The 20780-nt window shown below is 61.5% G+C and carries 21 protein-coding genes; 13 read left to right on the top strand and 8 right to left on the bottom strand.

What is annotated here, in order from left to right; genetic code table 11:
* Positions 1-5: 5 nt before the first annotated feature.
* From K0U62_10750 to K0U62_10725, 6 genes are all read left to right on the top strand, one after another.
* On the top strand, positions 6-479 hold the full coding sequence (locus K0U62_10750) for an SUF system NifU family Fe-S cluster assembly protein (GenBank protein MCH9801989.1): 474 nt from the start codon (positions 6-8) through the stop codon (positions 477-479).
* A complete protein-coding gene (locus K0U62_10745) occupies positions 476-799 on the top strand; it encodes a metal-sulfur cluster assembly factor (protein MCH9801988.1) in 324 nt (107 codons plus the stop codon). Before K0U62_10750 ends, K0U62_10745 begins: the two co-directional genes overlap by 4 nt.
* Before the next feature lie 103 nt (positions 800-902).
* Positions 903-2498 (top strand): ATP-binding cassette domain-containing protein, encoded by a 1596-nt coding sequence (locus K0U62_10740; protein MCH9801987.1) that lies wholly within the window; start codon positions 903-905, stop codon positions 2496-2498.
* A gap of 95 nt (positions 2499-2593) precedes the next feature.
* Positions 2594-2812 carry a transcriptional regulator gene (locus tag K0U62_10735; GenBank protein ID MCH9801986.1) on the top strand — a complete coding sequence of 73 codons (219 nt, stop codon included), beginning with the start codon at positions 2594-2596 and terminating at the stop codon, positions 2810-2812.
* A gap of 6 nt (positions 2813-2818) precedes the next feature.
* A complete protein-coding gene (locus K0U62_10730) occupies positions 2819-3628 on the top strand; it encodes an enoyl-CoA hydratase/isomerase family protein (protein ID MCH9801985.1) in 810 nt (269 codons plus the stop codon).
* 87 nt (positions 3629-3715) lie between these two features.
* Positions 3716-5596: an ABC transporter ATP-binding protein/permease gene (locus tag K0U62_10725; GenBank protein ID MCH9801984.1), complete on the top strand. Its 1881-nt coding sequence runs from the start codon at positions 3716-3718 to the stop codon at positions 5594-5596.
* Between the two features lie 61 nt (positions 5597-5657).
* Here the strand turns inward: K0U62_10725 and K0U62_10720 are convergent, their stop codons facing one another.
* The 4 genes from K0U62_10720 to K0U62_10705 all read right to left on the bottom strand — a co-directional run bounded on the left by K0U62_10720 (position 5658) and on the right by K0U62_10705 (position 9761).
* Positions 5658-6395: an SURF1 family protein gene (locus K0U62_10720; GenBank protein MCH9801983.1), complete on the bottom strand. Its 738-nt coding sequence runs from the start codon at positions 6393-6395 to the stop codon at positions 5658-5660.
* 106 nt (positions 6396-6501) lie between these two features.
* The gene (locus K0U62_10715; protein MCH9801982.1) at positions 6502-6855 is read right to left on the bottom strand and encodes a DUF3099 domain-containing protein; all 354 of its coding nucleotides are present in this window, start codon (positions 6853-6855) and stop codon (positions 6502-6504) included.
* A gap of 18 nt (positions 6856-6873) precedes the next feature.
* A complete protein-coding gene (locus K0U62_10710; protein ID MCH9801981.1) occupies positions 6874-8265 on the bottom strand; it encodes a TldD/PmbA family protein in 1392 nt (463 codons plus the stop codon).
* On the bottom strand, positions 8262-9761 hold the full coding sequence (locus K0U62_10705) for a TldD/PmbA family protein (GenBank protein MCH9801980.1): 1500 nt from the start codon (positions 9759-9761) through the stop codon (positions 8262-8264). Before K0U62_10705 ends, K0U62_10710 begins: the two co-directional genes overlap by 4 nt.
* A gap of 48 nt (positions 9762-9809) precedes the next feature.
* On the opposite strand from K0U62_10705, the gene K0U62_10700 reads away from it, so the two are divergent.
* Positions 9810-10313 (top strand): histidine phosphatase family protein, encoded by a 504-nt coding sequence (locus tag K0U62_10700; GenBank protein MCH9801979.1) that lies wholly within the window; start codon positions 9810-9812, stop codon positions 10311-10313.
* Between the two features lie 30 nt (positions 10314-10343).
* Here the strand turns inward: K0U62_10700 and serB are convergent, their stop codons facing one another.
* The 3 genes from serB to K0U62_10685 all read right to left on the bottom strand — a co-directional run bounded on the left by serB (position 10344) and on the right by K0U62_10685 (position 13321).
* Positions 10344-11534 (bottom strand): phosphoserine phosphatase SerB, encoded by a 1191-nt coding sequence (serB, locus tag K0U62_10695; GenBank protein MCH9801978.1) that lies wholly within the window; start codon positions 11532-11534, stop codon positions 10344-10346.
* A gap of 65 nt (positions 11535-11599) precedes the next feature.
* Entirely contained in the window at positions 11600-12499 is a 900-nt protein-coding gene (locus tag K0U62_10690; protein ID MCH9801977.1) for a DUF2236 domain-containing protein, read from the bottom strand.
* Between the two features lie 108 nt (positions 12500-12607).
* The gene (locus K0U62_10685; GenBank protein ID MCH9801976.1) at positions 12608-13321 is read right to left on the bottom strand and encodes a hypothetical protein; all 714 of its coding nucleotides are present in this window, start codon (positions 13319-13321) and stop codon (positions 12608-12610) included.
* Between the two features lie 204 nt (positions 13322-13525).
* Here K0U62_10685 and K0U62_10680 point away from each other — a divergent pair, with 204 nt between their 5' ends.
* The 4 genes from K0U62_10680 to K0U62_10665 all read left to right on the top strand — a co-directional run bounded on the left by K0U62_10680 (position 13526) and on the right by K0U62_10665 (position 16608).
* Positions 13526-14308 carry an ABC transporter ATP-binding protein gene (locus K0U62_10680; GenBank protein MCH9801975.1) on the top strand — a complete coding sequence of 261 codons (783 nt, stop codon included), beginning with the start codon at positions 13526-13528 and terminating at the stop codon, positions 14306-14308.
* Positions 14309-14418: 110 nt separating this feature from the next.
* The gene (locus K0U62_10675; protein MCH9801974.1) at positions 14419-14844 is read left to right on the top strand and encodes an NfeD family protein; all 426 of its coding nucleotides are present in this window, start codon (positions 14419-14421) and stop codon (positions 14842-14844) included.
* Positions 14845-14866: 22 nt separating this feature from the next.
* Positions 14867-15751 carry an SPFH/Band 7/PHB domain protein gene (locus K0U62_10670; GenBank protein MCH9801973.1) on the top strand — a complete coding sequence of 295 codons (885 nt, stop codon included), beginning with the start codon at positions 14867-14869 and terminating at the stop codon, positions 15749-15751.
* 50 nt (positions 15752-15801) lie between these two features.
* Positions 15802-16608, top strand: a complete 807-nt coding sequence (locus K0U62_10665) for an RNA methyltransferase (protein ID MCH9801972.1) — start codon at positions 15802-15804, stop codon at positions 16606-16608.
* A gap of 26 nt (positions 16609-16634) precedes the next feature.
* Here K0U62_10665 and K0U62_10660 read toward each other — a convergent pair whose 3' ends face one another.
* Positions 16635-18020, bottom strand: coding sequence for an amino acid permease (locus K0U62_10660; protein ID MCH9801971.1), 1386 nt, complete (start codon positions 18018-18020; stop codon positions 16635-16637).
* A gap of 130 nt (positions 18021-18150) precedes the next feature.
* Between K0U62_10660 and K0U62_10655 the strand changes: the two genes are divergently transcribed.
* Together K0U62_10655 and pta are read left to right on the top strand one after the other, a co-directional pair.
* Positions 18151-18690: an NUDIX hydrolase family protein gene (locus K0U62_10655; protein MCH9801970.1), complete on the top strand. Its 540-nt coding sequence runs from the start codon at positions 18151-18153 to the stop codon at positions 18688-18690.
* Positions 18690-20780, top strand: coding sequence for a phosphate acetyltransferase (pta, locus tag K0U62_10650; GenBank protein MCH9801969.1), 2091 nt, complete (start codon positions 18690-18692; stop codon positions 20778-20780). The genes K0U62_10655 and pta overlap by 1 nt, the downstream gene beginning before the upstream one ends.

The following is a 20780-nucleotide window of genomic DNA, read 5'->3' as shown; positions in this document are numbered from 1 at the left end:
CAACTATGGATATGGCGGCGATGTATCAGGAAGTGATCCTGGACCACTACCGCAATCCCGAAGGTCGAGGTCTGCGCGATCCCTTCGACGCGGAAGTGATGCACGTGAACCCAACCTGCGGTGATGAGATCACCCTGCGGGTGCGGCTCGCGGACGGCGCGGACCCGATCCTCGCTGACGTTTCCTACGACAACCAAGGCTGCTCCATTTCGCAGGCCAGCGCCTCCGTGCTTTACGGGGAAGTCGTTGGTAAACCACTGTCAGCAGCGTTTGCCCTACTCGACGAGTTCGTGGAACTGATGCACGGCAAGGGTCAGGTTGAACCCGACGAAGATGCGCTGGGTGACTTGGTGGCGTTCGCCGGTGTTGCGCAGTATCCCGCCCGAGTGAAATGCGCTCTCTTGTCCTGGATGGCATTGCGTGACGCAGTAGAGCAAATCAATGGACCACAAGACACACCAGCGAGGGAGCAGGTATGACTGAGCAGACGATAGCCAGCGTTGATGATGTGATGGAGGCATTGCACGACGTTGTCGATCCAGAACTGGGAATCAACATTGTTGACTTGGGCTTGATCTACGGTGCCAATGTTAATGAGGACAACCACTGCATCATCGATATGACCCTGACCTCGGCAGCATGCCCGCTGACGGATGTTATCGAAGATCAAACTCGCGCTGCCCTTGATGGTGTGGTGGCGGAGTTCGTCATCAACTGGGTGTGGATGCCGCCGTGGGGGCTCGACAAGATCACCGACGATGGCCGCGAACAGTTGCGGGCCATCGGTTTCAACGTGTGAGAATTCTGGTTTTGGCGCCGACCACCTGGTCTGGTGTCGATCCAGCCAACCAACCGACCGAAGTGTCGGTTAGTGCTAGACCGAGTCGGGGGGTAGCGAACGCATGATTACAGTCAAGGATTTAGAACTCCGCGCGGGCGCACGATTGCTGTTGGGCGAAGCGGGATTCCAAGTGGGCTCTGGCGACAAAGTGGGTCTCGTGGGGCGCAATGGTGCCGGCAAGACCACCCTGACTCGGGTCATGGCCGGCGAAGCCGAGCCAGCCGCAGGTTTGGTGCAACGCTCCGGTGATATCGGCTACCTGCCGCAAGATCCGCGCTCGCCCGATATGGATCAAACGGCGCAACATCGCATCTTGTCCGCTCGCGGGATTCATGAAGCTCGGGAACGGATGGAGCGCGCTTCCCGGCGGATGGCCAGCGCCGACGATGAAACACGCGACAAGGCGATGCGCCGTTACGGCAACGCAGAGGAAGAGTTTATCCGGCTCGGTGGTTACGCTGCCACCGCTCGCGCCGACGCCATCGCCAGCAATCTCGCCTTACCGGAGCGGGTGCTAGAACAGTCGCTACACACCCTGTCCGGCGGACAGCGTCGTCGGGTGGAACTGGCCCGGATCCTGTTTGCCGAGGCTCCCACCCTGCTACTGGACGAACCCACAAACCACCTAGATGCGGATTCCGTCACCTGGCTGCGGCAGTTTCTGGCGGGCTTCGAAGGCTCGGTAGTGGTCATCAGTCACGACGTCGAACTACTCTCAGCCACGGTCAATCGAGTTTTTCATCTGGACGCCACCCGCGGCGTACTAGACATCTACAACACCGGCTGGGAACGCTATCTGAAACAGCGGGAGCTCGACGAACGGCGTCGGCGACGAGAACAAGCCAACTCGGAACGGCAGGCCACCGCGCTGCGTGACCAAGCAGAACGGATGCGGGCCAAAGCCACCAAGGCTCGCGCAGCGCAGGTGATGCTGCGACGAGCGGATCGACTCATGGATAGCATCGAGGTGCGGCAGGCTGATCGGGTTGCCCGACTGCGACTGCCCAAGCCAGCGCCCTGTGGCCGGGTTCCGTTAACGGCGGCCGAGTTGAGCAAGAACTACGGATCGCTGGAGGTATTCACCGACGTTGACTTGGCCATTGATCGCGGCTCGCGGGTCGTGATCCTCGGCCTCAACGGCGCCGGCAAGACCACATTGCTGCGGATCCTCGCCGGCGAAGATCCCCCCGACACCGGTCAAGTAGAACCCGGTCACGGACTGCGAATCGGCTACTACGCCCAGGAGCATGAGCAACTAGACACCTCAGCCACCGTGCTGGCGAACATGATGGCTGGTGCCGCCGACATTGGCGAACAGCAGGCGCGAGATGTTTTGGGGTCTTTCCTATTCAGTGGTGACGACGTCGAAAAACTGGCAGGAGTGTTGTCCGGTGGGGAGAAGACCCGGCTCGCGCTGGCGATGCTGGTGGTGTCGGGAGCGAACGTTTTGTTGCTGGACGAGCCCACCAACAACCTAGATCCGGCTAGTCGCGAGGAAATCTTGGCGGCGCTGCGGGACTATCAGGGGGCAGTGGTGTTGGTCAGCCACGACGAGGGAGCGGTGACTGCGCTGAATCCAGAGCGGGTATTGCTGCTGCCCGATGGTGTTGAGGATCACTGGGGAGCGGACTACGCCGACCTGGTTGCGCTGGCCTAAATGGGGGAACCGGGCGCTCGCCGCGCATCGCGGGCACCATTACAGCATCCTGTGACAGAAGAGCCCGACGTCGCTCAGCAGATCAGGGAGGACCCGTGCCGACACTCGCCAAAGGTAAACGAATTACCGGATCTGATCGAGACAAATTGGCGAAGGATTTGAAGAAGCAGTACCAGGCTGGCGCCAGTATTCGTGAACTTGCGAATGAAACCGGTCGCTCCTACGGCTTCATCCATCGGTTGCTCAGTGACAGCGGTGTCAAACTGCGTGGCCGCGGTGGCGCGACCAGGGGGAAGGCAACGGGCAAGCGCTAGGGCAGAATGGCCGTTATGGATGAACTGCCACAGATCGCTGACGGAGTCCGGGTAGAAACTAGTGACCGCGTAATGCGGATTACCTTGTGTTCCCCGGACAATCGCAACGCGCAAACCCCAGCGCTATGGCGTCGGTTAGCCCAGGCGGGGGAGTTCGCCGCTGAGACGGGTATTGACGTCGTGCTCCTTGCGGCGGAAGGCCCCTCTTTCTCCGCCGGCCTGGATCGTCGAATGTTCACTCCCGAGGGGATTCCGGGGGAGGGGTCGCTGGTGGAACTGACAGCGGCACCCGATGCTGAGATCGATGCCGTCATCGCGCAGTATCAGCACGGTTTCTCCGTGTTCACCGATGGTCCCTTTGTCAGTATCGCGCTCGTGCAGGGGCACGCCGTCGGGGCTGGATTTCAGTTGGCACTCGCCTGTGATCTGATTCTGTGCGCTGATGACGCACAATTCAGCATGCGCGAGGCGTCCTACGGTCTGGTGCCGGATTTGACTGGAACATCTCGGTTGACTCGCACGGTTGGTTATCAGCGGGCCATGGATATTTGTCTCACTACCCGCTGGGTCGTCGCCGAGGAGGTACGCAATCTCGGCTTGGCGGTGGACGTTCGACCGGTGGCTGAACTAGCTGCAGCGGGGGATGAGTTGGCTGCTGGCCTGGCCGGCGCGGTACCCGGCACTGCTCGGGACATGAAGTCGCTGCTGCGAGCAGCCGAGATCCGTTCGCCCCGAGAGCAGCGCGATATGGAGCGGCTCACCCAGATCCGGCGACTGCGCACGCTTGCCGAACTGGCGGCAGCGGCGGGATCGTAGTCACAATATCCAGGGGGTAATCAGTTTGGGCCGCGAGAGCACCCGCAGAAGTAGCAGCGCTAGCCGAAGAAGGAGTGCCATATGAGCATGGGCCCTATGGGCGGCAGCCGTTTGACCGCTTGGCGTTCCTATTCGCGCGACCGTGGGGTATTGAACGAAACTTTGCCACGAGACCTGTGGCGGCGAGTGCTTCGGTATGGCCGGCCGTTTCGACCGCTAGTGGTGCTGTTCCTCATCACGCTAGTCATCGGCTCACTGCTCACCGTGGCGCAGCCGCTACTCTTTCGCAGGATTGTGGATGATGGCATCACCCCGGGAAACGCGAGCATCGTCAGCTTCACCGCGATCGCTGTCGGAGTGGTGGCCATCATCGATGCCGGCATTGGACTGTACGGCCGCTATCTGTCGGCGCGAATCGGTGAAGGTCTGATCTTCAACCTGCGTGCCGAGGTATTCGATCACGTGCAACGACAGTCGTTGGCGTTCTTCACCCGGGCCCAGACGGGCGCGTTGGTGTCCCGATTGAACTCCGATGTCATCGGGGCCCAGCAAGCTTTCACCTCCACCCTCAGCGGTGTGGTCGGCAATCTGATCTCGGTGGTCGTCGTGCTAGTCACGATGTTGATCCTGAGTTGGCAGATCACCGTGCTCGCGTTGGTGCTGGTGCCACTCTTCCTGTTACCCGCCCGGTGGCTGGGTCGCCGTCTGCAAGTGCTCACCCGAGAACAAATGCAACTCAACGCTGATCTGAGTGCGCAGATGACGGAGCGATTCAACGTCGCTGGCGCCCTGTTGGTGAAACTCTATGGGCGCCCGCAAGAAGAGGATGAGCTGTATCAGGGCAAGGCCGCCGGCGTTCGGGATCTGGGAGTCCGGATTGCGATGGCGAACCGCTACTTCTTCACCGCACTGACGTTGGTAGCGGCGCTAGCCACTGCGATCGCCTACGGCGTCGGCGGCAATCTTGTCATCGGCGAAACCATCACGTTGGGAACTTTGCTCGCCATCGTTGCCCTATTAGCGCAGCTCTATGGTCCGCTGACCGCGCTGTCTAATGTCCGGGTGGACGTCATGACCGCGCTGGTCTCGTTTGATCGGGTCTTCGAGGTACTGGATCTTAAACCCCTCGTCGCAGACGAGCCTGATGCGCGACCGCTACCCGCCGGCATCGAGGCCCGGTTAGAGTTCCGAGACGTCGGTTTTACCTATCCACGAGCCAGCGAAGTGTCATTGGCCTCGCTGGAGGGGGTCGCACGCTCCACGAAAGAGGCGAGTGCAACGGCACCAGCACTCCACGAGATCGACTTCACCGTAGCGCCGGGAACTATGACTGCGTTGGTGGGACCGTCCGGTGCGGGTAAGACCACCATCACCGCCTTGGTGTCCCGGCTCTATGACCCAGACGCAGGTGCGGTGACAATCGGCGGACACGATCTGCGGGAGATGACCCAGCAATCTGTCCACGACGCGGTCGGCGTTGTAACTCAAGATGCCCACTTATTCCACGACACCATTCTTGCCAACCTGCGTTATGCCAACCCATCGGCGAATATCGACGAGGTGTGGGCTGCCTGTGAAGATGCCCGAATCGCTGAACTGATTCGTTCGCTGCCGGACGGGATGGACACGATGGTGGGGGACCGCGGTCATCGGCTGTCGGGCGGCGAAAAGCAGCGGTTGGCCATTGCCCGACTGTTGCTGAAACAGCCGCAGTTGGTGGTCTTGGACGAAGCTACCGCGCACCTCGACAGTGACAGCGAAGCCGCGGTACAGCGAGCTTTAGCCCGAGCCTTGTCTGGCAGGACTTCGCTCGTCATTGCCCACCGGCTGAGCACGATCCGGGAAGCAGACGAAATCCTGGTGGTCGACAGCGGCCGAATCGTTGAGCGGGGCAGCCACGCTGATCTGCTGGCAGCGGGCGGACTGTACGCCGAGCTATACCGCACCCAATTCTCGCAGCCTGATTAGCGCGTAGTCGTCCTAGTCTGCTGGCGTCGCTGCTGCCAGTCTGCTGTCCGGTGGGGTCTTGCTACCCCGTGGTGGTAGGAGTCCGTTCCGGTTCCGCGGCGGCAGTTTCTGCCGCCTCGCGCCGGAGGAAGAAGAACCAGCCGCCAATCACCACCGCGGCAAATAGTAGCCACTGTCCGGCGTAAGACAGATTGCGACTGTCGGTGGCTTCCGGGGGTGGCACCGCTGCTAGTTCCGGGTCATTAGTAGCAATCACGTACCAAGCAGCGGGTGCTGGCGCCGCCACTATTTCGGAGAGGCCGGTTGGATTCACTGCAGTGGCCTGTCCGGCCGGGATGTCATCGGCGCGGCGGGCGGGCTCGCCATCTGGGGCTCGGGCGTAACCATCTACCACGACGGTACCGGTTGGCGGTGCCGGTGCGCTGGTTTCACTACCTGCGGCTACTTGCGCGGGATACCACCCGCGCACCACCCACACCACACCGAGGTCGGTGCGCAGCAATGTGGTGACCCAGTAGCCGTTTCTGCCGTCCTGTGGCCGGTTTCGGATCAACAGTTGTGCGTCGGGATCGTACTCGCCAGTGAGTTCCACGTGTCGCCAGTCAACTTCTGGTCCGCTCGCCTGCTGCGGCAAGACCGTCGGGTCGGCCGTCATCTGCGCAGAAATGGTGGCGAACTCCTGGCGCTCTTCCTCGGCCCGGTTGTATTGCCAGTAACTCAGCAGCCCAAACGCGATAATCGCAATCAGCGCGGCGGCGGTAAATGCCTGCCAACGTGGGGATCGCAGCAGGGAGAACATGAGATCAGCCTAGATGACGTTGGGGAACGGCCGCAGCAGTGACGGCAGCGCTGCTGGGGGCGAGGACGCTGGTGACGGTCTGATGCCACTGCACTGTTGGGATGGATTACTGCCGTGGCTCATCGACGACGATGTCACCGGCTGGTAGTTGCCCCATGGGCTGTGGTGTGACTTGTTCCGGCCCGGCGAAGGTGTCATTTTCCCGACCCGCATTGGCCATGACCACTGCCATGTACGGCAAGAACACGGCCCCAGCCAGGAACACCCAACGCATCCAGCCGGTTGCAACCACAGCTGCGATGAAACAGATGGTGCGGATACTCATCGATATCAAGTACCGCCGAGTCCGGGCTTTCTGCTCCTGACTCAATCCAGTCTGGGCCGTAGTGATGCGGTGAACCGACTCATCGCTTTGCCGGTCGATCGGCTGCGGTTGAGCGGACTCTGCCGGAACTGTCATTCCGTTGCCTCCAAGCGTCTACCGGGCGTCGCTACTGGTGGACAAGTTGTAATCGGCCACCACCAGCGGCGGCACAGTAGCCCGGGCGAAGTAGTCGCCCAGTTCTCGGGCGAGGGTCCGTTCCGGGCTCCCACTGTCCACAATACGGCGGAGTAGGCCAACCGGCGATTCGTTGAACCGATAGTTGCCACAACTGCCCACTACTTCGCCATCCGCCACGAGGTAAACCCCGTCTCGGGTGAGGCCGGTGAGTAGCAAGGTTTCGGGATCAACGACGCGGTTGTACCACAGGCAGGTGATCAGCAAACCGTTCTCAAGTCGGCCTGCCACCTCCATCAGGTCGCCGTGGCCCACTGTGGTGCTCATGCTCAGGTTGTCAACCGTTGGGGCGTAGCCCAGACCGGTAGTAGCCGCACTAGCGCGAGTAGTTACCAACTGATTCAGTACCCCGTCGGCGATCCACTCCGTGGCTGGCTTGGGGCCACCATTGTCAAAGACTGACGTGGTCGGGCTGCCGCCAGTGACGGCGACGAAATCAGCGCAGCGCATAGTGGGGTCCGGGTGGTGGGGATCGCTGGCCAAGGTAATACCTTCGCCCAACGGTTCACCGACTCGAGTCCCGCCGTTACTGCCACTAAAGACGCTGCGGCCCGCTGCAGCCGACTCCGCATCGGCGTACCAATAGAACTCCACCATCAGGTCCGCAACTGCACTAGGTGACAACAAAACGGTATGGCGTCCTGGCGGCACCTTCACCTGTCGCTGCTGCCAGGACAACTGGGTTGCCAACGTGTCAGCAACAGTGGCGAGATCGACGGAGCGCAGCGAGTTGCCTGCCTCACCGTGCCAGGCCGATCGGGCTCCGGCGCTGTCTCGAGCGGTGGTCTCCAATCTGCTGCTGTGTTGCGTCCAGCGCAGTCGGGCTCCAGCAGTGGATCCCAAGTGGGTGGTCGTCACATCGTGCTCGGCGTAGCCGAAGTAGCAGGTGTCGCGGGCGGCACCCGCTCGAAACATCTCGCCGAGATCGACGGCCAGGTCCCTAATCTCGTGGGGACCGGTACCTGGTGAATCGTGGTCCCAGTCGGGGGAAGTTGGCTGTGACTGGGTGGGTAACTCTGCCGCGTCCGCTGCCACTGCGGCCGTTTGGGCGGCCTCACGTGCCCGCGCCACAAGCTGGTCGACGTCAGCCGCGTCCGCCACCTGTCCGGAAACCGTGGCGGTACGGGTGCCCGCCCGGTCACGGTGGCAGGCGATGATGTCCACGGTCTGACCGTGGACATGTCCATTGGTGGTCAGAGTGCTGTTGGCCCACCGCAGATTGATTTGGTCGGTGTCTTCGACTAAGACCACCATGGTTTCGCCAGCAGCGCCGCGCAGCGCCCGGTCTACGATCTGTTGCGGCTGCATCACGCGCCTGACTCCTGTCGGCTGTTAAGGACGTTGACCTCGGCAAAGACTGCCGCCGGGCTGCCATGGGACACCGGGGCGGATTGGCCTGGTTGGCCTTTGCCACAGTTCAAGGTGCCACCGAGTTCCACGGTCTCCTCGCCGCCGACAGCGACCATCGAGTTCCAGAAATCTGTCGTGCGGCCTTGGTAGACCACGTCCTGCAACTGACCCACCAAGCGACCCGACTTGATCCGATGAAACTGCTGCCCGGTGAATTGAAAGTTGTATCGCTGCATGTCGATGGACCAGGAATCGTCACCCACCACGTAGATGCCATCCTCAACTCCGGCGATCAGATCCGCCACACTGCCACCCTCCGGTTGCGGTTGCAGAGTGATGTTGGGCATGCGCTGCAACGGGATGTGACTTGCGGAATCGGCGTAGGCGCAGCCGTTGCTGCGCGGGAGGCCGGCAGCCGCAGCCATCGCCCGATCGAGTTGCATCCCGACCAGAATCCCATTGCTGATCAGTGGCCATGTTTGTGCTGCCACTCCCTCGTCATCCCAGGCCACAGTTGCCAGGCCGTGCGGAGTGGTGCGATCGGCTTGCACATTCATCAGTGGGGAGCCGTACTGCAACTCCCCAATGTCCGATGGCGTGACGAAAGAAGTGCCAGCATAGTTCGCTTCGTAGCCTTTGATCCGATCCAGTTCGGTGGCATGGGCGATGGATTCGTGAATGGTGAGCCAGAGATTGCTGGGGTGAATCACCAGCGTGTACTTGCCGGGCTGGACTGACGGGGCAGCCGCCTTGGCAGACAGCAGTTCTGGTAACTCTGCCAACTCGTTGGCCCATGGCCACGTGGATTGTTCGTCGGTGAGAAACTCCCAACCTTGGCCAACTGGTGGCGCCAGCGTACTCAGCTGTGTAAATCCGCCGGCATCGTCTAGTTGTACTGCGGTGAATGCTGCCTGCAGTCGGACGCGAAGTTGGGAGGTGTGGGTTCCCTGGCTATCCGCGTAGAGCGTCTCCTCCCGCACTGCGTTGGCCGTCGCGTCCACGTGCTGCACCCGAGCATCAGCCAGCAGCTGCTCACATCCCCATTGTAAGAACTCCATGCGTTCTGCTGCGGAAATCTCGAACGGGTCAATGGAAAAATCGCTGCGCCAACTGCCCTGGTGCGTCGGTTCCGCCGCGAGTTCCACCGGCTGATCCACCGTTGCCGCAGTGGCCGCCGCCAACTCCATTGCCTGCCGGGCGGCGGCAGTGGCTTCCGGTATGGCCAGGTCATCGGTGGCTGCGAAGCCCCAACAACCGTCCTGCAGGACCCGAACTCCGAGTGACCGCTCGCTCCCGTCTACATCAGCGCGGGCGTCCCGGTCTCGTCTGGTCTGAAACGACGTGCGGGTGCTAACGAGGCGCAGGTCAGCATGATCACAGGAGTCGGTGGCCGATAGGACTGCGGCGGCAAGTTCATCGAAGTCTGGAGACGTTGCCACAGCAGCATCTTGCCCTATTTGGGCAGTTGGCGCGCTAGCGACCTGCTACGGACCTAGGCTGACTCCATGCACCGACTCATCGTGATTCGCCATGCGAAATCCGACTGGCCGGAGGGTGTTCCGGACCACGGCCGTCCACTCGGCGAACGTGGTCGGCGGGATGCACCGGCTGCTGGTCAGTGGTTGCAGAAGCACGACCTCACCCCGGATATCGTGGCGGTCTCCACCGCCACGCGTACTCTTCAAACGTGGCAATTGCTGGCGGAACAGTTTCCTGTGGCACCGGACTCGTTCAGTGAAGACCGGGTGTATGCCGCCAGTTGGCAGGAACTGCTGGCGGTGGTGCAGGAGTTCCCGGAGGACTGTCGCACTGCAGCTTTGGTGGGGCACAACCCAGGTTGTGAAGAACTAGCCACTTCGCTGGCAGGTAGCGGGAGCATGACTGCCCGCACTGCCATGGCCCGCAAGTATCCGACATGCGGCATTGCGGTATTGCGGCTTGTCGAGCCGTGGGCGCAGACCACAACGGGGAGTGCGGAACTCGTGGAGTTTCACATCCCCCGGGGCTGATGGCCCACAACGGGATATCCGCGCGAAAGGCTACGACTCTGCGCCGCTATGCGCAGCCTCAATTTCCTCGCGTGACAATCCCATCAGAAAGAGCACTGAGTCCAAGAAGGGCACGTTGATTGCGGTATCGGCTGCCTCCCGCAACACCGGCTTGGCGTTGAAGGCCACCCCTAGGCCAGCTGCCGCCAACATGTCTAGGTCATTGGCACCATCGCCGATCGCCACCGTCCGCGACAGCGGAATGTTAGCTTCGGCCGCGAACTCCTGGAGCGCAGCGGCCTTGCCCGCCCGGTCAACGATTGGATCGATCACCCGACCAGTGAGCACCCCGTCAGCCACCTCCAAGGTGTTAGCCCGAACGTGGTGCACTCCTAACTCGTCAGCGAGCGGTTGGATGACTGCCGTGAAACCGCCACTGACTAGCGCCACCTGATGTCCCAACCCCGTCAAGGTGCGGCACAGCGTTCGTGCGCCTGGGGTGAGGCGGATTTGCTCGCGCACTTCGTCGAGTACTGTCGCTGGCGAGCCCGCAAGTAGTGCAGCTCGTTCTGCGAGCGACTCGGCGAAGTCTAGTTCGCCACGCATCGCGCGCTCGGTGATTTCAGCCACCTGGGCAAGCGTGCCGGAATGAGCGGCGAGCAACTCGATGACTTCGTCTTGAATCAGAGTGGAGTCGACATCGAGCACGATCAGTCGGCGCCCAAATCGGTTGATCGATAACGGCTGTGAACTCACGTCGACGTTATGAGCGCTGGCTGCCGCTGCGGTGGTGCGGCGCAGTTGTTCTGGGTCCGCGTCAACCACAGTGATCTCTAGGGCAGTGACCGGATACGCCGCGATGCGGGAGATTCGTTCGATGTTTCCGCCGCTATCGCGAATCGCCTCGGCGATGGCGGCTATGGCACCCGGTGGCAGCGGGGCGGCTAAGACCACGACCTGTTGCCGGCCCAGTTGCCGATCGTTGGGCAGGTCTCGGGTAGCGGCGATTTCCACGTCGAGTGCCAGTTCCTCGGCGAGTTGGGCTAGGTGTTGTCGAATCTGGTCTGGCTGATCTGGGACGAGGAGCACCAGCTGCACTAACCGGCCGGACACCACAGTCTGCTCTACATCGAGTACCTCACCCCGCAACTGTTGGAAGATACGTGCAGTCAGCCCAGGACGATCTCGGCCGCTGACAGTGATCAGCAGTGAATCCTGAGGAACATTCGATGTGTCAGCCATGGCACGCCCACGATACCGACTCGGCAACCCGGGAATGGCTAGCCCTCGGCGATTGACCCGTGGACTTACCCCGCGTGGTCCCGCTCCGGGAAAGTACCGAGGTCCTGCAGTGCAAATCCACCGGGATAACTACGCATCCGCGCGTAGTTCTCCGCCAGCGCTCCGGTCCGGCGAGCAGGGAAGAGGCGCAAGATTCGGCCCCGTGCCGCCAGAAGCGCATGAGTGGCGCGATAGAAAGCCGTTGGTGGGCGCTGGTAGGCCAGCGCCGCCAGTAGTGGCGGATCCATCATCGACCGTGCCGCAGCCTGTACCAGCGGCATCAGTGGCCGCGGATAGAAGCTAGTTAGCAAGTTGAGGGTGGCGTCAGCAACGCGGCGTGATGCGGGATTTGTTCGGAAGTGCTGCCCCTCGTAGTCATCCATCAAGTCGCCGAACTCCTGATAGTCAGCAGGGATGTCCTTGATCCCCATCATGCGCCCGAGGTGCTGATAGAAGGCCACTGTCGCCCGCACCTCACCCGGATCCAACGGGCGCTTGCCGTAGTCGGCAATCCACCGAATCGGAACCACGACGAAAGTGCTGAGAACGTAGCGCAGGTCGTTGTTACTGATGTCGTAGGCCCGATGCATCTGGTTGATCCGTCGGATTGCTGTTCGGCCAGCATCGCTATCGAAGCCAGCGGTGGTCGGTTGCTCCAAGAGCAGCGTGGTGTCGTCATACCGCTTTTGGGTGTGCCGTTGGAACTCTTGAGTGCGATCTAGTAACTCGCCGATGGTGGGTACTGCAAAAGTGCGAAAAAGAGCCAAACTCAGCGACTGCAGAATCTCCCACGGGAACTCGTACTGCGCAATATTGCGGTAGATCTCCGCATAGTCGCGCTGTGGATCGAGTGCCGCATTTCGCCGCCGCCAGTAGTCGCGCGGGACCCCACCGAAATGGTTTCCCCCGACTCGGAATCCACTCATATGCTGAACCTAGCGGCATCGCCGCTGTTTGGTCCGGCAGCTCATCGGTTACCCGCCGGACTTCGCCATCGTGTCGGCTGACTCCCGTTCAGGTGTTCGCTGACTGGGTCAAGCCGGTGCGAGCAATGGCACGCTGAAAGCGGCAGCGCTGGCCCGACGAGCCAGTGGTCGGAGTTCCCGAATCTGCTGCGGGGGATTCGCCCCCCGGCGCTGGGCCAGTTCCTGCGCCACGCCAGTCAGCCACCAGACCCGCAGGGCAGACTCGGCCAGCTGCGCGGCGCGTGGTGGCAGTCCAGGTGGTGGGTCGGGTGGTCGCCAGTCGCGGTAGCGAGACAACTCGGCCATCGCGACCTCATCGGGTTCTAGCCCGGTCATGCTGGCGGAGATCTGCAACATGCCCTCCCGCATCAACGAGTGCGCCTCACCGAGAGAGCCCAGCTGGGCGATGGGATCAATCCGCTGCGAACTTGGTAACACCAACCAGTCCAGCGGTGGTTCGCCATCGGCGGGAATCATCGTTATCGAGCCATCGCCGGCGACAATAGCCACCCCGGCCCCTACCGCTGCTTTGGTGATGGGTGCCGGTCCGGGTAGTCCCAGTGGATCGCCCGCCTCGACCACCGCCAGCACTGCTCGATCGACCCCACGACCTCGCAACGCGCCGACCAACGCAGGCCCGGCGACTGGAGCTTCAGCGAGTCCATGGCAGGTGCCGAGGATCTTGCCAGCGGCATCATCTGGTGAACAGATTTGAGCCAGCACCGCATTCAGCCACCACACCATTTGACCGCTGGCGGCAATCCGGCGCACCTGACTGGTCACCGTTTCCTCCCAGCGGTGAGTCCGGTGGGGTTGACGATGGTGGTTTTGCACCAAGTCAACTCGGCACCGGTGCCACGAGAAATCGGTATCACGGCGTCACTTTGACACACCAGGGCCGATCGCGACAGTAGGTCATGGTCACGATGACTAGCCGCCGCGGTTCAATCAGCGATCCCGGCGAATTCGCCAGGTATGGTGCGGAGCGTGACCACGGTGATCCGGGTGGAAGCAGCCTCCGTTCAGCGCGAAGGTAAGCCCATCCTGTCCGAGATCAGCCTGGAGGTGACGGCTGGCCAGCGCTGGGCGATTCTGGGTCCCAATGGTGCGGGAAAGACCACGCTGTTGGACCTGATGGCTACCCGGGTTCATCCCACCACTGGTGCCATCTCAGTTTTGGGGGAGCCGTTGGGTCTGGTGGATGTCTTTGACCTCCGGCCCCGGATTGGGCTGCTGTCCGCGCGCGCCACGGATAGCATTCCCGCCCACGAAAGCGTTATCGACACGATCATCACCGCCGGTTGGTCGGTTTCGGGCCGTTACCTGGAAGAGTATGACGACGTCGATCTGAAGCGCTGCGACGAGCTGTTGTATTTCATGGGCTTGGAGCACCTAGCGGATCGCCGGTTGGGCACGCTGTCAGATGGCGAACGCAAGAAGGTGCTGTTGGCGCGGGCGTTGTTTCCCAATCCGGAACTGCTGTTGATGGATGAACCAGCAGCTGGCCTAGATGTTGGGGCGCGGGAGAACCTGCTAGATCGGCTGTCTGCCGTTGCGCGGGACGAAACCGCGCCCGTGCAGGTCATGATTACCCACCATGTGGAGGAAATTCCCGCCGGCTTCACCCACGCACTGCTGCTCCGGGAGGGACGAATGCTGGCCCAGGGGCCCATCGATGAGGTCATCACCGAAGAGCATCTGACCGCAGCATTCGATACCCCACTTCTCGTGAGCAAGGTGTTCTCCCGATTCTGGGCGTTCGGTAACTAGCTGCGGCTACCCGTCTGGTGGTAGACGTTGCGTGTTCGCTGATCGAGGAGAACCGCGTTCTCGCCGCTAGATGGCGTGCCGCAGCGGTGTGATACCCGTAGGCTGAAGGTATGGATGCATGGGTGTGGTGGACGATTGGGGCAATCGTGCTCGGCATCGCGGAGTTTTCCACCGGTGGCACGCTCATTCTGGGAATGCTGGCTGTCGGTTCGCTCGCAGGTGCGGGTACCGCGGCGGTCACTGGTTCGGATTGGCTTCCTTGGCTGGTTTTCGCCGGTACAAGTGCGGCTATGGTTGGCTTCGTCCGACCGGTCGCGCGGCGCCACATCCGACAACCGATTGAAACTCGTTCTGGAACCGCAGCCCTGGTGGGGGCTGATGCCGAGGTGGTGGCCGAGGTTGATGGTCACGATGGTCGGGTGAAACTGCGCGGCGAACTATGGTCAGCGCGCAGTTTCGACGGTGACACGGTCTACCCAGTGGGTGAGTCGGTCCAGGTCCTAGATATTGAAGGTGCAACGGCGCTGATCGGTTGATCGGGCGCAGGAAGTAGGAATCATGACCATCGGAGCAATTGTTGGGCTTCTTGTCGCCATTCTGGTGTTGATCATTTTGAGCCGGACCGTCAAGATCGTTCGCCAGGCACACGCTGGCATCGTTGAGCGGCTCGGGCGCTACCAGCGCACGCTGATGCCGGGCTTAAGCATCATCATTCCGTTTGTGGATCGGATGCGGACCCTCGTCGACATGCGTGAGCAGGTGGTGAGTTTCCCGCCGCAACCGGTCATTACCGAAGACAATCTGGTGGTACAGATCGACTCCGTCATTTACTTCCAGGTGACCGACCCGCAGGCTGCTACGTATGAGATCAATGATTACATTCATGGCGTCGAGCAGTTGACTGTCACCACGCTGCGAAATGTCGTAGGGGGCATGGATCTTGAGGAAACCCTGACCTCCCGCGAAGAAATCAACCTAGCGCTGCGAGGGGTGCTAGACGAGGCCACTGGCAAATGGGGAATCCGGGTCAACCGGGTGGAACTCAAGGCGATCGACCCGCCGCCGTCAGTGCAGGACTCGATGGAGAAGCAGATGCGGGCCGAGCGAGACAAACGAGCCGCGATCCTCAGTGCGGAAGGCTCCAAGAGATCGGCCATCCTCACCGCCGAAGGTGAGCGTGAGTCGCAGATTCTGTCGGCAGAAGGTGATGCGCGGGCCAGAGTTCTGCGGGCGGAGGCTGAGGCGGAAGCCATCGCCCGGGTCTTCGGCGCAATTCATGCTGCCGACGCCGACGAGCAAGTTATGGCGTATCAGTACTTGCAGCAACTGCCCAACATCGCTAACGGAACTGCCAACAAGGTCTGGGTGGTGCCCGCCGAGTTGAGTTCGGCCATGGCGGGCTTAGGCCAGGCCTTCCGCAGTAGTGGCGGGAAAGAGGATTAGTTCGACCGGCTGGATCGGGTTGTCGATCATGGCCCAGCTAAGCCGAGACCATGGCTGAGTTGAACCTGGTCGCTGTCGATGATGCTGCTGACGAGCGAATCACGGCGTACACGAACCTCACCGACGTGCGGCTACGTTCCGTCCGGGAACCTGCCGAGGGGTTGTTCATGGCTGAGTCAGTCCCGGTGATCACCCGGGCTGCTGCCGCTGGCTATCCGGTCAGATCGGTGCTGACTGAAGAGAAATGGTTGGAGCAGTTACGCCCGATTCTGGTCGATCAACCGCAGTTGCCGATCTACGTAGCCAGCCAAGAAGTCATCACCGCCACCACCGGCTTTCGCATGCACCGCGGGCCGATGGCTGCGATGGCGCGACTGCCGTTGCCGACCCCCACAGCGGTACTTGCTCATGCTGACTGGGTGGTCGTTCTCGACGGTTTGGTCGATCACACCAACGTGGGAGCGGCCTTTCGTTCGGCAGCGGCGTTCGGTGCGGGGGCGGTGCTGGTGACCCCCACTTGTGCTGACCCGCTCTATCGCCGCAGTGTGCGCGTGTCGATGGGTACGGTTTTCCAAGTGCCCTGGACCCGCGCTGAATGGGAGTCGGGTCTACCCGGAGTGGTCACGGTAGCGCTGACCCCAGATCCGGCCGCGCCGGAACTGACGCAACTTCTCGCCGATAACGCGGACCAACGGCTGGCACTGGTGGTGGGAAGCGAAGGTCCTGGCTTAGCTGCGGGTGCTCGCCAGGCGGCGGAACTCCAGGCGCGGATTCCGATGAGTGGTGGAGTGGATTCGCTGAACGTTGCTGCGGCAGTTGCGGTGGCCTGTTTTGCGGTAGCGCAGTCGCGCAGCTAGTCCAGTGCAGTCAGCAACAGCCGGAACTAGATGCTGTAGGGCTCAGCGGGTTCCTCATTGGCCTGGCCGTCTTGTTTCTGTCGGCGCCACAGGATGAACACATACAGCGGCACTCCGATCATGATGATCATGAACAGCCAGTAAATCTCTTGGGTGCCGCCACCGTAGAGCGCGAAGATGCAGAAGGCCAACGCGATGACCGCTACCGTCATCTGTCGCACTAGATGTTTGACATCCATTTGGCCCCGGTCGATGAGCAACCATTTAATCTGTGCGGCTGCGGAGAAACTGTAGGAAATCATGGTGGCCACCGCTGACACCAGCACCAGCACCGCGACAGCGTTACCCAGCGATCCACCGGAGAACTGCAGGATGAGGATGCCGGCAGCGAGAGTTGACGAAATGAGCAGTCCGGTGGCTGGCGCACGATTGATGTTGAGTTTGCCGAAGACCTTGGGTGCCAGACCATCAAACTCGGCGGCCATCGGAATCTGGCCGGACAGCAGCAGTAGTCCGTTCATGGCGCCGAGGCAGGAGATCACCGCAAGTAGCGCCACTACCGGGCCGGCCCAACTGCCAAACATGTTCTCTGCGGCGATGCTGAACGCCGCATCGTTACTTTGCAGTTCTTCGTTGGGCACTGCGCCGAAGACGGCTGCGGTACTCAACAGATACACGACTGCCGCACCGATGGTGCCGATCATCGTCGCTCGGGGGATGGTCTTGTCCGGTTCGTGCACATCCCCGGCCGGAATCGTGGCGGCCTCGACGCCGATAAAGCTGAACAAGGTGTAGGCCATGACAGCGGCAATGACCTCCACCGTGGGTAGTTCGCTGCCATTGAAGGGACCGAGATTGTCCGGGTTGAAAGCGATGAAACCTAGGGTGCCGATCAAGAGCAGCGGTACAACCTTGAGAACAGTGAGCACCAGTGAGGTCTTCGCGCCGGTCACGGCACCTTTGCCGTTGACCCAGGTCAGTAACGCGATCACGGCAATCGCCGTGCCTGCACTGAGCCACTTGTTCTCCACTACCGGTGGAATCAATACCCCGAGGTAAATCACCATGGATGAGGCGATCGCTCCGACGGCAACCCAGGCTCCAATCCAGTAGGTCCAGGCCGATTGGAAGCCAACGAAGTCACCGAAACCGCTACGTGCGAACGCGTAGGGTCCACCAACGTCTGGAGACCGACGGGCTAGTCGGGCAAAGACCAACGCCAGCGCGATGCTGCCTAGCGCGGTCAGAGCAAAGCCCACCAAACTGATGGGCCCGTACTGGGCGAGCCAGGTGGGCTGGGTAAAAATACCCGCGCCGATGATCGTTCCCGTGACCAGCGCTGTCGCCGGCCACAGCGTCATTCCCCGCGGATTGGCATCCGCATTAGCTGGCTTGTCGTCGATGGCGGTCATGAATCGGTATCCTCCACATTCCGCGGGACGAGCACCGAACGTCTCGTTTGCCACTAACCTAGTGCTCGCCCGCCTGCTTATCTTGTCGTTCGGTCAGATAGCAGTAGCGGTGATCGTGGAGAGGAAGACTATGTCCGCCGACCTCACCCAGCCGCAGGGCGGCTGGCTGTCGCCCGCCGCCATGCAAGAGGCACGCGACCAGGTGCCGCTGGTGTACTTGGATGCTGTCCCCGTCCGAGTGGACGAATCGGGGGTGCTCACCCAGGTGGGGCTCCTACTGCGCGCTACTCAAGACGGAATGTTGAACCGCACCCTGGTGTCCGGTCGAGTGCATAAAGGGGAACGGATCCGAGATGCGCTGTTGCGTCATTTGGAAAAGGACCTCGGGCCGATGGCGCTGCCTCGGGTGCCGGTGTCACCGCAGCCGTTCACGGTGGTCGAGTATTTTCCCGATCCCGGTGTGACCGGGTTCTATGACTCCCGCCACCAAGCCGTTTCGTTGGCGTTCATCGTGCCGGTATTTGGGGACTGTGAGCCCACCCAGTCGGCACTGGAATTGGCTTGGCTTTCGCCGGAGGAAGCTATCAGTCCGGATGTTCTGGTCGAGATGATCGGTGGCCGAGATCGGTTGCTGCGCATGGCGTTGGCTCATGCCGGAGTGTTGCCCTGATGACTGCCGCGATCTACATCACCTCGCTAGCCCCCGGCAGCGGCAAGTCGCTGGTCAGCCTGGGAGCGATGGAGGCAGCTGCTACCCGCACAGCAAGAGTGGGATATTTCCGGCCAGTGATTTCTGGTGGTCATCACCCGGATGCTCAGATCGAGTTGATGCGACGCCGCTATCAACTTCAGCAGGACTATGAGAGCTCCTATGGGGTCACCACGGCGGAAACTCGAGTATTGGGTCAACGTGTCCCGCCCAGTCTGGTGCACCGCATTTTGGCTCGCTACGAAGAGTTGGCTCGTAACTGCGACGTGGTGATCGTCGAAGGTAGTGACTTCACCGGAGCCTCTGCTGCCTTCGAATTCGAGTTGAACGCAGAAATCGCGGAGAACTTGGCGGCGGCCACCGTGGTGGTGCTCTCCGCAGCGCACCATAATGCCGAACAGGTCTCGGCCGCGGTCACCGCTGCCCGCAGTAGTTTGGCGCAGCATCGGGTGACGCTCTTTGGCCTGGTCATCAATCGGGTGTCGCCGACGGATCGAGACTCGATTGCGTCGACTGTCGCCCAGCCTGACGGGACCCCGGTCTGGCTACTGCCGGATGAACCTGGGTTGGATCGGCCATCGCTGCGAGATATTGCCGCGGCGGTGGGTGCTGAGCAAATCGTGGGGGAGCCAGAGGTACTCGATCGCGGTATCGCCGGCAACGTCATCGGTGCGATGACTCTGCCGCATCTGATGGAGCGGATAACGCCGGATACCTTGATCATCACCCCCGGCGACCGGGCCGATGTACTGCTGCTTGCGCAAGCCTCGCGACTGGAAACGAGTCTGCCGGCAATCGCCGGGGTACTGCTCACCGGTGGTTACGCCCCAGACCCCATCATGATGGAGTTCATCCAGCAGTTGGGTGCTGAGTCAGTACCGGTCCTGCTCACCGAGCGAGGCACCTTCCAGACCGCCGACATCGTGTCGCAGGTGCGGGGAACACTGGAAAGCGGTGGTGACAGCAGGATTGACCTAGCACTGCGAACCTTTGCCGAGCACGTGACTGTCGACGAGTTGGCTGACCGGCTCATCGCTACCCGGCCAGATCAGATCACCCCGGTTATGTTCGAGCGGCAGTTGGTGGCACAGGCTAAGACCCAGCCCCAGCACATTGTGTTGCCGGAGGGTAGCGATGATCGAGTTCTCACCGCAGCTCACCGCATCAGGTTGCGCGAAGCAGCCAGGCTCACGGTGTTGGGCAATGTCGACGACATACAGTCCCGGGCCGATCGACTCGGTATTGATCTGGCCGGTGTGAATCTGGTTGATCCGGTGCAGGACGTCCAGCGACAGCGATACGCCGATGAGATTTTGCGGCTCCGGGAGCACAAAGGGATGTCGGCTGAGACTGCCTGGGAACTATCGGGTGATCCCACCTGGTTCGGAACTCTCATGGTGCAGTGCGGTGTGGCTGACGGGATGGTGAGTGGAGCCGTGCACACCACTGCGGACACGGTACGACCGGCGCTGCAAATCATCCGCACCTCACCAGATATTTCAGTGGTGTCCAGCGTCTTTTTGATGGTGCTTCCTGACCGCGTCTTTGTGTACGGCGACTGTGCGGTGCTACCGGACCCAGACGCGGCGCAGTTGGCTGACATTGCAGTGTCGTCAGCGGCGACAGCTCGGGCCTTTGGCATTGATCCACGGGTGGCCATGCTGTCCTACTCCACCGGGTCGAGTGGATCCGGTGCTGACGTTGCGAAGGTCACCGCCGCTACTGCGCTGGTACAACAGCGGGCTCCGGACATAGCCGTAGCGGGGCCGATTCAGTTCGATGCAGCGGTGGATCCGCAGGTAGCAGCCGCAAAGTTGCCCGATTCCGAGGTGGCAGGCCGCGCCACCGTTTTGGTCTTCCCAGACCTCAACACCGGCAACAACACCTACAAAGCGGTGCAGCGATCTGCTGGTGCGCTGGCGATTGGCCCGATCTTGCAGGGGCTGCGGCTGCCGGTGAATGATCTAAGTCGCGGTGCAACAGTGGATGACATCGTCAACACTGTGGTCATCACCGCCATTCAGGCACAGGGCCTCGGCGGGAGGGAGTAG

The sequence above is a fragment of the Actinomycetes bacterium genome, assembly GCA_022599915.1.
In the GTDB taxonomy this organism is placed as follows: Bacteria; Actinomycetota; Actinomycetes; order S36-B12.
Note: the sequence above shows the minus strand (reverse complement) of the source record. Positions and strands in the feature narration are given on the sequence as shown.